Origin of the sequence: Actinotalea sp. JY-7885 (assembly GCF_014525465.1) — a bacterium.
GTDB lineage: Bacteria > Actinomycetota > Actinomycetes > Actinomycetales > Cellulomonadaceae > Actinotalea.
The window spans coordinates 1-11,892 of sequence record NZ_JACEXH010000105.1; the positions used below are offsets into that span (position 1 = coordinate 1).

Genomic DNA, 11,892 nt, shown 5'->3' on the forward strand with positions numbered 1-11,892 from the left:
GTCGACGAGCCGGCCGTCGCCGCCCTCGTCGCCGCGGCCGACGGCGCCCCCGTGACCTTCCACCGTGCGCTCGACGTCGTCGTCGACCGCGAGGACGCCCTCGAGCGCCTGGTCGGGCTGGGCGTCGCGCGCGTCCTGACGTCGGGCGGTGCGCCACGGGCGGGCGACGGCGTGGACGCGCTGAGCGCCCTCGTGCGGGCCGCGGCGGGCCGGATCGAGGTCATGGCCGGTGGCGGTGTCGTGCCGCGCGACGTGCCCCGGCTGCTCGCGGCCGGCGTGGACGCCGTACACCTGTCGGCGCGCGGTCAGGCCGAGGACCGTGGCCCCGTCGGACCCGGGGGCGGCGCGGGCGGTGGGCGCGACGTGACCGACGGCTCGGCGGTCGGGGCGGTGGTCGAGCTCGCCCGGGCGTACCGTCGGGGAGGGACCGCGGGCGGGGGGTGGCCGTAGGGCGGACGTCCCGATCCCTCGGTCGGTGGAGCCGACTACTCTCACCGCGGCGCCCGCGGCTGTGAGGCGGGCCTGTCGGATGCGCACGAGCGCCCCCGCACCCCACGTGCGCAGCGCCGCACGCACCAGCACGTCGGAGGGACGAACACCGTGGAAGCCTCGCTCGAGTCGGTCTATGCGCAGGTCCTGCGCCGCAACCCCGGAGAGGCCGAGTTCCACCAGGCGGTGCGCGAGGTGTTCGACACCCTCGGGCCTGTGGTGAGCAAGCACCCGCACTACGCCGACGCCGCCGTCCTCGAGCGCATCTGCGAGCCCGAGCGCCAGATCATCTTCCGCGTGCCGTGGGTCGACGACACCGGCCGCGTGCAGATCAACCGCGGCTTCCGCGTCGAGTACAACTCCGCGCTCGGCCCCTACAAGGGCGGCCTGCGATTCCACCCGTCGGTCTACCTCGGCATCGTCAAGTTCCTCGGGTTCGAGCAGATCTTCAAGAACGCGCTCACCGGCATGCCGATCGGCGGCGGCAAGGGCGGGTCCGACTTCGACCCGCGCGGCCGGTCGGACGGCGAGGTCATGCGCTTCTGCCAGTCCTTCATGACGGAGCTCTACCGCCACCTCGGCGAGTACACCGACGTCCCCGCGGGTGACATCGGCGTCGGTGGCCGGGAGATCGGCTTCCTCTTCGGCCAGTACAAGCGGATCACCAACCGCTACGAGTCCGGCGTGCTGACGGGCAAGGGCCTGACGTGGGGCGGCTCGCTCGTCCGTACCGAGGCGACCGGGTACGGCACCGTCCTGTTCGCGCAGGAGATGCTCCGCACCGCGGGCCGCTCCTTCGACGGCCTGCGCGTCGCCGTCTCCGGGGCGGGCAACGTCGCGATCTACGCGATCGAGAAGGCCCAGGAGCTCGGTGCGCGCGTCGTGACCTTCTCCGACTCCTCGGGCTACGTGCTCGACGAGGCCGGCGTCGACCTGGCGCTGCTCAAGGAGGTCAAGGAGGTGCGCCGCGGGCGCGCGGCCGACTACGTCGCCGAGCGTCCCGGTGCCGTGCTGGTCACGGACGGCCGGATCTGGGACGTGCCGGTCGACGTCGCGCTGCCCTGCGCGACGCAGAACGAGCTCCTCGGCGACGACGCGAAGGCGCTCATCGGCCACGGTGTGGTCGCCGTCGCGGAGGGCGCGAACATGCCGGCGACGCCCGATGCCATCGCGCTGCTCCAGGAGGCCGGCGTGCTGTTCGCGCCCGGCAAGGCCGCGAACGCGGGAGGCGTGGCGACGTCGGCGCTGGAGATGCAGCAGAACGCGTCCCGGGACTCGTGGTCGTTCGAGCACACCGAGTCGCGGCTCGCGTCGATCATGGTCGGCATCCACGACCGCTGCGCGGCGACGGCCGAGGAGTACGGGGCCCCGGGGAACTACGTCCTCGGTGCCAACATCGCGGGCTTCCGTCGCGTGGCGGACGCCATGCTCGCGCTCGGCGTCATCTGACGGGTCGACCTCATGCCGCCGCGCCGCCGGACCGACCCCGCCGAGGGGCGCGCCGCCGTGGCGGCGTGGCGGGCCGACCCGAGCGGGGCGCCGCGCGGCGTCGTGCGCACCGCCGTCCGGTTCACGCTCGAGGAGCTGGCCGACGTCGCCCCGGGTAACGCCGTCGAGGTCCGCGTGCCGCCCGACGGCGCCGTGCAGGCCGTCGCGGGGCCCCGCCACACGCGCGGCACGCCCCCCAACGTCGTCGAGACCGACCCGGCCACCTGGCTCGCCCTGGCGACGGGCGCACTGACGTGGGCCGAGGCGACGTCGTCGGGCGCCGTCCACGCGTCCGGCGAGCGTGCGGACCTCTCCGGCCACCTCCCCCTCCAGGCGACCCGCCCCCGCTGACGCCGCGGAGCACGGTGCCACCCGCGGAGCACCGTGCGCGGAGCGTGAAGCCGCGCCCGGGGAGTGTGGAGCGTCGTGCCGTGACACACCGGCGAGTCGTGGCACGCCGCTCCGCACTGGCGGCACGGCGCTCCGCGCTCGGGCACGACGCTCCGCGGGTGGTACGACGCTCCGCGGGTGGCACGGTGCTCCGCGCTCGGCACGGTGCTCCGCCCGGGGAGTGTGGAGGGTCGTGCCGTGACCCACCGGCGAGTCGTGGCACGCCGCTCCACACTCGAGGCACAGGGCTCCGCACTCGGGCACGACGCTCCGCGGGTGGCACGGTGCTCCGCGCTCGGCACGGGGCGGGGTGGGGGTGTCTGCGGTGGGTGGCGTGACCGGATGCTGGGATCGGTGTCCGGTGGGTGAGCGCCTGTCATGGCGCCCATGACGCGATGTGACGCGAGCCTGGTCATTCACCCGTTCGCCGTCTAGCGTCCGTGCGTCGGCACGGTCGCCGACGCTCGGACGCCCCCGGAGGTTCACGCCCAGATGCATCCTCAGCGCCGCGGTGCCACGCGCCTCCTCGCACTCTCCGCCGCCGGGGCGACAGCCCTGGTCGCCGGTGTCGTCGCCCCCGCTGCGGCCGACGACGTCGCCGCCGCGGCGACGCACACGATCGCCGAGGTCCAGGGCGACGGTGACGCCACGCCGCTCGCCGGCAGCACCGTCACCGTCGAGGGCGTGGTCACGGCCGACCACCGCGAGGGCGGATACCGCGGCGTCTACGTCCAGACCCCCGGCTCGGGCGGCGACATCGACGCCACCCCCGGCGCGTCCGACGGCGTGTTCGTGTTCCTCGGCTCCCGCACGACGACCGCCGCCGTCGGCGACCTCGTGCGCGTCACCGGCGTCGCGGGGGAGTACTTCGGGCTCACCCAGATCAGCGCCAGCGCGGCGGGCGCCGCCGTCGAGGTGCTGGGCGCCGGCGAGCTGCCCGCGCCCGCGCCGCTGCCGGACGACGTCGTGGGCGAGGCGCGCGAGGCGCTCGAGGGCATGCTCGTCAGCCCGCAGGGCAGCTACCTCGTCGCGTCGACGCACGAGGTCGACCGGTTCGGGTCGGTCTGGCTCGCCGCGGGCGACGCGCTGCCGGTCAAGAGCACGGAGATCGCGCGCCCCGGCCCCGAGGCCGACGCGATCGCGGCGGCCAACGACGCCCGGCTCCTGCTGCTCGACGACGGCCGCAGCGCCCAGGTCACGAGCGCCACCCAGCCGTACCTCACCGCGGACCCGGTCCGCACGGGAGACGCCGCGCAGTTCGGCGACCTCGCCTACGTGCTCCACTACGGCTTCGACCGCTGGCGCCTCCAGCCGACGACGCCGCTGTCGGCCACGACCGACGACGCGCTCGAGCCGACGTTCGCCGAGCTCAACCCCCGCCCCGCCGTCCCCGCGGAGGTGGGCGGAGACCTCCAGGTGGCGGCCTTCAACGTCCTCAACTACTTCACGACCCTCACGTCCCAGGACCCCGACGCGCGCGGAGCCGCGACGGCCGAGGCGCTCGCCGTGCAGCGCGCGAAGATCGTCGCCGCGATCTCGGCCCTCGACGCCGACGTCGTCGCCCTGCAGGAGATCGAGAACTCCGTCCACTTCGGCGACGGCACGCCCGACGTCGCCCTCGCGGACCTCGTCGCCGGCCTCAACGAGGCGGCCGGCGGGCCGGAGTGGGCCTACGTGCCGACGCCCGCCGCCCTCGTCGGCGAGGGTGCCCCGGACACCGACGTGATCATGAACGCGATCATCTACCGGCCGGCCGCCGTCACGCTGGTCGGGGACCCCGCGACCGACGTCGACGAGACGGTGTGGGACATCGCCCGCGAGCCGATCGCGCAGGTCTTCACGACGCCCGCCGGCGAGGGCAGCGCGTTCCTCGTCGTGGCGAACCACTTCAAGTCCAAGGGCGGCGACGGCGCGGAGCCCGCGGACGGCCAGGGGCACTTCAACGCCGAGCGGGTCGAGCAGGCCCGCGCGGTGCTGGCGCTGGTCACCCGGCTCCAGGACGAGACCGGGGTCGAGGACGCCGTCGTGCTGGGCGACCTCAACGCCTACGCGCAGGAGGACCCGGTCGTCGAGCTCACCTCACAGGGCTGGGTCGACCTCGTGCCGGCGCTCGACGCCGGTGCGGCGACCTACACCTTCGACGGCGAGCTCGGCTCCCTCGACCACGCGCTCGCGACGCCGTCGTTCGCGGCGCGCGTCACCGGTGCGGACGTCTGGGACATCAACGCCGACGAGTGGTCCGGTCACCAGTACACCGGCCCCCAGGCGGACCCGACGACGGTCTACCGCGCCTCGGACCACGACCCGATCCTGCTCGGCGTCACGGCGGACGGTGAGGGCGCCGGCGGCACGGTCGAGATCGACCTGCTGGGGATCAACGACTTCCACGGGCGCATCGAGCCCGACGGCGTGACGGCCGGCGCCGCGGTGCTCGCGGGGGCGGTCGACGCCTACCGCGCGGCCAACCCGAGCACGCTGTTCGTCTCGGCCGGCGACAACATCGGCGCCTCGACGTTCACCTCCTTCGTCGGCCAGGACCGGCCGACGCTCGACGCGCTCGACGCCATGGGGCTCGACGTCTCGGCCGTCGGCAACCACGAGCTCGACCAGGGGCGGGTCGACCTCGACGACCGCGTGATCCCGCGGGCCGACTTCCCGTACCTCGCCGCGAACCTCTACGACCGCGCCACCGGTGAGCCGGCCTACGACGAGTCGTGGGTCACCGAGGTCGACGGCGTGCGCGTCGGCTTCGTCGGCGCGGTGACCGAGGCGCTGCCCTCGCTCGTGCGACCGACGGGCATCGAGAGCCTCGAGGTCCGCCCCGTGGTGGCCGAGGTCGACCGCGTGGCCGCCGCGCTCTCGGACGGCGACGAGGCCAACGGCGAGGCCGACGTCGTCGTGCTGCTCGTCCACGAGGGACCGGCGACGGGCGACCTCGCGGACTCGACCGACGACTCGGTCTTCGGGCAGATCGTCGCCGGGGTCGGCCCCGAGGTCGACGTGATCTTCGCCGGGCACACGCACCAGGCGCACGCGCACCAGATCCCGGTGGACGGCTGGGCGGAGGGCCTGACGCGCCCGGTCGTCCAGAGCGGTCAGTACGGCCAGGGGCTCGCGCACGTGACGCTCGAGGTCGACCCCGCCACGGGCGAGGTCGTCGCGAACGCGTCGGAGGTCGTGCCGCTCGCCCCGGGCGGCGTCCCCGCCTTCCCGGCGGACCCGGAGGTCGCCCAGATCGTCGCCGACGCGGTCGCGGAGGCGGACGAGCTCGGCAAGGTCTCGCTCGGGCAGATCACGGGAGACCTGCTGCGCGCGCGGCAGTCGACCGGCTCGGAGAACCGCGGCGGCGAGTCGACGCTGAACAACCTCGTCGCCGACGTCCAGCTGTGGGCGACGCGCGACGTCGGCACCCAGATCGCCTTCATGAACCCGGGCGGCCTGCGTGCCGACCTGACCTACGCCTCGTCCGGGCCCGAGGACCCGGACGGGAACGTCACCTACCGGGAGGCGGCGACCGTCCAGTCGTTCGCGAACACGCTGACGACCCTCACCCTCACCGGCGCCCAGGTCGAGCAGGTGCTCGAGGAGCAGTGGCAGCCCGCGGGGGCCAGCCGGCCCTTCCTCAAGCTCGGCGTCGCCGGCCTGACCTACACCTACGACCCGACGGCGGCCGCCGGCGAGCGCATCACGGACGTGCTCGTGGGCGACGCGCCGCTCGACCCCGGGGCCCGGTACACCGTCGTCGCGAACTCGTTCCTCGCCGCCGGCGGGGACAACTTCGTCACCCTCGGCCAGGGCGCCGACCGGCGGGACTCCGGTCGCGTCGACCTCCAGGCCTTCGTCGACTACCTCGGCGAGTTCAGCCCCGTGGGCCCCGACCTCACGCAGCGCGCGGTCGGCGTCGACCTGGGCGACGTCCCGGCGGAGGGCTTCGCCCCCGGCCAGGAGGTCACGGTCTCGCTCTCGTCGTTGCTCTTCAGCACCCCGACGGGCCAGCAGGCGCAGGTGGCGCTGAGCGCCGGCGGCGCCGAGGTCGGCACCGCACCGGTCGACCCGACGATCGTCGACACCACGGACGAGGTCGGTCGCGCCGCCGTGACGTTCACGGTGCCGCCGCTGCCCACCGGCACGACGGACCTCGTGGTCACCGGGGCCGTCACGCCCACGGGGACGACGTTCTCCTTCACGGTGCCGGTGGCCGTGCCTCAGGAGCAGCCCGCGACGTGCGGCGTGCAGTACGTCGCCCAGCCGCTCGGCGTCGGCCTGTTCCTCGGGGTCGTGCAGGTGACCAACCTCGGTGACGAGCGGCTGCGCGGGTGGGACCTGACGTGGCAGTTCACCAACCGCGAGCGCGTGCTGCTCGACCTCGGGGCGGACCTGCGCCAGCGCGGCAGCGACGTCACGGTCACGAGCCGCGGCACCCTGCGGCCGGGCGCGTCGTCGACGTTCGCCTTCCTCGGGTTCGGCAGCCCGACGACGCCCGCGTCGTTCGAGCTCGACGGGCAGGTGTGCGCGGCGACGCCGTGACGAGGGGCGTCCCGCGCCTCCGTAGACTCCGGGGGTGAGCCAGACCCCGCAGGACCCGCAGCGCCCGGCACCCGACGAGGGAGCCCCGACGCCGGCCGAGCTCGCCCGCGCGCGCGAGGGGCGCGTGCGCCGGGCGCCCCGGTACCGCCGCTTCGTGCAGGTCGGCGTGCTGCTCGGGGCCCTGGTCGGGGTCCTGCTGGTCCTCCTCGGCCCGGACGTGCCCACGGAGCTCGGACGCGGTCCGGTCACCGTCTTCGTCGGGCTCACGGGTTCCCTGGTGGGTGCGCTCGCGGGGGCCGTCGTCGCCGTGGTCGCGGACCGGCGCAGCACCCGCTGAGCCCGGCGGCCGCCGACTGCCGGCCCGCCGCCCACGTGGCGGGCGCACCGTGCCAGGCCGGATCGCGTGTGCAAGCATGGGCGCGTGGCCCGCGGAGACGGACGTCTGACCCATGACCTGCTTCCCGGAGAGAAGGGTCCCCAGGACGCCTGCGGCGTCTTCGGACTCTGGGCTCCTGGTGAGGAGGTCGCCAAGCTCACCTACTTCGGCCTGTACGCGCTGCAGCACCGCGGCCAGGAGTCCGCGGGCATCGCGACGTCCAACGGCGAGCAGCTGCGCGTCTACAAGGACATGGGCCTGGTGTCCCAGGTCTTCGACGAGACCGCGCTCAACGCGCTGACCGGGCACATCGCCATCGGTCACACGCGGTACTCGACGACCGGCTCCTCCACCTGGGAGAACGCGCAGCCGACGCTCGGCCCGACGGCGGGCGGCACTGTCGCGCTCGGCCACAACGGCAACCTGACCAACACCTCCGAGCTCGTCCAGCTCGTCGAGGAGCGGTACGGCTCGCGGCGGCGCGGCGAGCTGGCGCGCGGCACGACGACGGACACGGCCCTGATCACCGCGCTGCTCGCCGGGGACCCGGACCACACCCTCGAGACGACGGCGCTGGAGGTGCTGCCGCGCCTGCGGGGCGCCTTCTGCCTGGTCTTCATGGACGAGAACACCCTGTACGCCGCGCGGGACCCGCACGGCGTGCGTCCCCTGGTGCTCGGTCGGCTCGAGCGGGGCTGGGTCGTGGCGAGCGAGACCGCTGCCCTCGACATCGTCGGCGCGTCGTTCGTGCGCGAGGTCGAGCCCGGCGAGCTGCTGACGATCGACGAGGACGGCCTGCGCAGCCAGCGCTTCGCCCAGGCAACGCCGACCGGCTGCGCGTTCGAGTACGTGTACCTGGCGCGCCCCGACACCACGATCGCGGGGCGCTCGGTGCACGCCGCACGCGTGGAGATGGGCCGCTCGCTCGCGCGGGAGTTCCCCGTCGACGCCGACCTCGTCATCCCGGTGCCGGAGTCGGGCACGCCGGCCGCGATCGGCTACGCCGCGGAGTCCGGCATCCGGTACGCGCAGGGCCTGACGAAGAACGCGTACGTCGGGCGCACGTTCATCCAGCCCTCGCAGACGCTCCGCCAGCTCGGCATCCGGCTCAAGCTCAACCCGCTGCGCGAGGTGATCCGCGGCCAGCGGCTCGTGGTCGTCGACGACTCGATCGTCCGCGGCAACACCCAGCGCGCCCTGGTGCGGATGCTCCGCGAGGCGGGCGCGGCGGAGGTCCACGTGCGGATCTCGTCGCCGCCCGTGAAGTGGCCCTGCTTCTACGGCATCGACTTCGCCTCGCGCGCCGAGCTCATCGCCACCGGCCTGTCGCCGGAGGAGATCGGACGCTCGATCGGCGCGGACTCGCTCGGCTACATCTCGCTGGAGGGCATGATCGCGGCGACCGACCAGCCGTCCTCGCGGCTGTGCACGGCCTGCTTCACCGGGAAGTACCCGATCGAGCTGCCGCCGGCCGACCGCCTGGGCAAGCACCTGCTCGAGCAGAGCGAGCTCCCCCTCGGTGCCCCCGAGGACAACCTCACCACCCTGCTCGCGACGACCGGTGGCGCAGGCGCGCTCCACCACCCGTGACCGGGCCGACGGCGGCCGGCGTCACCTACGCGTCGGCGGGTGTCGACACGGAGGCCGGTGACCTCGCGGTCGAGCTGATGAAGGACGCGGTCCGCGCGACGCACGGCCCGAACGTGCTCGGCGGGGTCGGCGGCTTCGCGGGCCTGTACGACCTCTCCGCGGTGACGCGCTACCGACGCCCTCTGCTCGCGACCTCCACCGACGGCGTCGGCACCAAGGTCGCGATCGCCCAGGCGATGGACGTCCACGACACGATCGGGTTCGACCTCGTCGGCATGGTCGTCGACGACATCGTCGTGGTGGGCGCGGAGCCGCTCTTCATGACCGACTACATCGCGACCGGCCGCGTGGTCCCCGAGCGCGTCGCGGCCATCGTGCGCGGCATCGCGACGGCGTGCGCCGAGACCGGGACGGCCCTGGTGGGGGGCGAGACCGCGGAGCACCCCGGGCTGCTCGGGCCGGACGAGTACGACGTGGCGGGCGCCGCGACGGGCCTGGTCGAGGCCGACGCCCTGCTCGGCCCCGAGCGCGTGCGCGACGGCGACGTCGTCCTGGCCATGGCGTCCTCGGGGCTGCACTCCAACGGCTACTCGCTCGTGCGCCGGGTCGTGGAGGTGGCCGGCTGGGGCCTGGAGCGCGAGGTCCCCGAGCTGGGACGCGCGCTGGGCCTCGAGCTGCTGGAGCCCACCCGCCTGTACACGCGGCCGTGCCTCGACCTCGCGGCCGACGACGCGGCGCAGGTCCATGCCTACAGCCACGTCACGGGCGGGGGGCTCGCCGCCAACCTCGCGCGCGTGCTGCCCGTCGGCCTGATGGCCGACGTGGACCGCGCCTCCTGGGTGGTGCCGCCGGTCTTCGAGCTGGTGCGCGGGCTCGGTGGCGTGCCGTGGGCCGACCTCGAGCGCACCCTCAACCTGGGTGTCGGCATGGTCGCGGTCGTGGGGGCCGGCGGCGCGGACGCCGCGCTCGCGCGCCTCGCGGGCGCCGGCGTGCCCGCGTGGGTGCTCGGCACGGTGCGGCAGGACGACGGGTCCAGCGGGGCCGACGTCGTGCGCGGCACCAAGGGCGTGGACGGCGGTGCCGTCACGCTGCACGGGGCCTACCGCACGAGCTGAGGGCAGGCGTCGTCGACCGGCCGAGCGGTTCCCGGGGGAACCGCTCGGTCAGCTGTCCGACGGCTGTCCTCTCGACGACCTAGCGGTCGTCGCCCGCCCACTCCGCGTACTCGTCGACGTCGTCGAGGGAGTCCGAGGTGGTCACCCGCGTCTCCGTGACCAGGTCGCTGCGGCGGGATCCAGACGTGAGCTCCTGCTCGAGGGCTCGATAGTTCGGCTCGTAGCTCGAGTACTTGAGCTCGCGAGCGACCTTCGTCTGCTTCGCCTTCTGACGGCCGCGCCCCATGGCATCGACCCCCTCTATAACGTAGAAGCGGGGCGGCACCGTGCATTCACGTGCGGCCCCGGGGTGCTGGTTCTCGTCGTGGGGTAACGCTACATGGTCCGAGCTTGTTCCGGCGACCCGCGGGACGTGCCGACGGTCACCCGGGCGCCCGCGCCGTCCGGCAGCCCGCCCGCCGCGTCGGGGGAGGACCGGCAGGCGGACGCGGCCACGACGGGGCGGTGCATCCGGGTTAGGGTGGTTTGGTACTGAAAGTCACGGCTCTCGTGACTGCTCGCCGGTCACCGATCGAGGAGGTTCACCGTGTCGGCACGTCACACAGATGTCGAGGCGCTCCTGACCCCGTCCGAGGTCGCCGCGATGTTCCGGGTCGACCCGAAGACGGTCACCCGCTGGGCGCAGGCGGGCAAGCTCTCCGCGGTCCGCACCCTCGGCGGCCACCGTCGCTACCGCGAGGAGGAGGTCCGCGGCCTCCTGGGCGTGCCGAGGCAGCACGGCCCCGACGCCTGACCGGTCCCCCCGCGCCCCCCGGCCGTGGGCGCGCGGCACCGCCATGTCCGGATCCCGCCAGCCCGGGCCGGCGCGGGGCGCGAGGATGGGGCCATGACCCCGGCGCTCGCCCTCGACCACGACATCGCGTACCGCGCGGTGCAGGGCCGCGACCCGCGCTTCGACGGGCGCCTCTTCGTCGCCGTCGTGAGCACCGGGATCTACTGCCGCCCCTCGTGCCCCTCGCGCACCCCCAGGCCCGAGAACTGCCGCTTCCACACGACCGCCGCGGCGTGCGTCGCCGCCGGCTTCCGGGCATGCCGCCGGTGCCGTCCCGACGCCCTGCCGGGCTCGCGCGAGTGGGACCTCGACGGCGACCTCGTGGGGCGCGCCCTGCGACGCATCGGGGACGGCGTCATGGACGGCGCCGGCGTGGCAGGGCTCGCCGCGTCGCTGCACGTGAGCGAGCGGCACCTGCACCGGGTGGTCGTGGCGAGCGTGGGGGCGACGCCGGCCCAGCTCGCCCGCACCCGGCGCGCACAGGTCGCGCGCCTGCTCGTCGAGCAGACGAGGTGGCCCATGGCCGACGTCGCCTTCGCCGCCGGGTTCACGAGCGTGCGCCAGTTCAACGACGTCATGCGCACCGAGTTCGGGGCCCCGCCGTCGGCGCTGCGGCCCGTCCCGCGCGCTGACCAGCACCCCGGCGTGGGCCAGGCCGTGCCGGGCGGCGCGGTGACCCTGCGCCTGCGCCACGCCGCGCCCTACGACGCCGAGGCGTTCCTCGCCCACGTGACGGCTCGTGCGGTCCCCGGCCTCGAGGAGGCGGCGGGCGGCGTCGTGCGGCGGGCGGTGCCGACGCGCGGCGGGCACGCGCTGGTGGAGGTCCGACCGGGCGCGAGCCACCTCGCGGCGACGCTCACGGTGCCGGACATCGCCGACGTGCCCCGGGTCGTCGGGCGCCTGCGTCACTGGGCGGACCTCGACGCCGAGCCGCTGCGCGTCGCGACCGTGCTGGGCGAGGACCCGCTCCTGGCGCCGCTGGTCGCGCGGCGGCCCGGCCTGCGCGTCCCGGGCACCGTCGACCCCGCGGAGCTCGCGGTGCGCACGGTCCTGGGGCAGCAGGTCAGCGTGGCCGCCGCGCGCAC

The 11,892-nt window shown here is 74.8% G+C and carries 10 protein-coding genes; 9 read left to right on the forward strand and 1 reads right to left on the reverse strand.

The window, feature by feature from the left end; genetic code table 11:
* The 7 genes from IDM29_RS10690 to purM all read left to right on the forward strand — a co-directional run.
* Positions 1-450: copper homeostasis protein CutC (locus IDM29_RS10690; RefSeq protein WP_304518680.1), on the forward strand; the 450-nt coding region annotated here is incomplete at its 5' end.
* A 150-nt stretch (positions 451-600) separates the two neighbouring features.
* Entirely contained in the window at positions 601-1,938 is a 1,338-nt protein-coding gene (gene gdhA / locus IDM29_RS10695; RefSeq protein WP_182112852.1) for an NADP-specific glutamate dehydrogenase, read from the forward strand.
* 12 nt (positions 1,939-1,950) lie between these two features.
* Positions 1,951-2,328: a sterol carrier family protein gene (locus IDM29_RS10700; RefSeq protein ID WP_182112853.1), complete on the forward strand. Its 378-nt coding sequence runs from the start codon at positions 1,951-1,953 to the stop codon at positions 2,326-2,328.
* A 531-nt stretch (positions 2,329-2,859) separates the two neighbouring features.
* Positions 2,860-6,894, forward strand: a complete 4,035-nt coding sequence (locus IDM29_RS10705) for an ExeM/NucH family extracellular endonuclease (RefSeq protein ID WP_188037512.1) — start codon at positions 2,860-2,862, stop codon at positions 6,892-6,894.
* 34 nt (positions 6,895-6,928) lie between these two features.
* Complete coding sequence (locus tag IDM29_RS10710; RefSeq protein WP_188037513.1) at positions 6,929-7,231, forward strand: histidine kinase; 303 nt, start codon at positions 6,929-6,931, stop codon at positions 7,229-7,231.
* A gap of 84 nt (positions 7,232-7,315) precedes the next feature.
* Complete coding sequence (gene purF, locus IDM29_RS10715; RefSeq protein ID WP_182112856.1) at positions 7,316-8,860, forward strand: amidophosphoribosyltransferase; 1,545 nt, start codon at positions 7,316-7,318, stop codon at positions 8,858-8,860.
* On the forward strand, positions 8,857-9,975 hold the full coding sequence (purM, locus tag IDM29_RS10720) for a phosphoribosylformylglycinamidine cyclo-ligase (RefSeq protein ID WP_182112857.1): 1,119 nt from the start codon (positions 8,857-8,859) through the stop codon (positions 9,973-9,975). Before purF ends, purM begins: the two co-directional genes overlap by 4 nt.
* A gap of 79 nt (positions 9,976-10,054) precedes the next feature.
* On the opposite strand, the gene IDM29_RS10725 is transcribed toward purM, so the two are convergent.
* Positions 10,055-10,261, reverse strand: a complete 207-nt coding sequence (locus IDM29_RS10725) for a DUF3073 domain-containing protein (RefSeq protein WP_182113983.1) — start codon at positions 10,259-10,261, stop codon at positions 10,055-10,057.
* A 300-nt stretch (positions 10,262-10,561) separates the two neighbouring features.
* Here IDM29_RS10725 and IDM29_RS10730 point away from each other — a divergent pair, with 300 nt between their 5' ends.
* Positions 10,562-10,768, forward strand: a complete 207-nt coding sequence (locus tag IDM29_RS10730) for a BldC family transcriptional regulator (RefSeq protein ID WP_182112858.1) — start codon at positions 10,562-10,564, stop codon at positions 10,766-10,768.
* A 93-nt stretch (positions 10,769-10,861) separates the two neighbouring features.
* Positions 10,862-11,892, forward strand: a 1,031-nt coding sequence (locus tag IDM29_RS10735) for a bifunctional transcriptional activator/DNA repair enzyme AdaA (RefSeq protein WP_188037514.1), incomplete at its 3' end; no start/stop codon positions are given.

Bases quoted from the DNA above. Each gene is read 5' to 3' on its own strand.
- IDM29_RS10705 (WP_188037512.1), top strand. From the start codon at position 2,860: ATGCATCCTCAGCGCCGCGGTGCCACGCGCCTCCTCGCACTCTCCGCC.
- IDM29_RS10700 (WP_182112853.1), top strand. From the start codon at position 1,951: ATGCCGCCGCGCCGCCGGACCGACCCCGCCGAGGGGCGCGCCGCCGTG.
- IDM29_RS10725 (WP_182113983.1), bottom strand. From the start codon at position 10,261: ATGGGGCGCGGCCGTCAGAAGGCGAAGCAGACGAAGGTCGCTCGCGAG.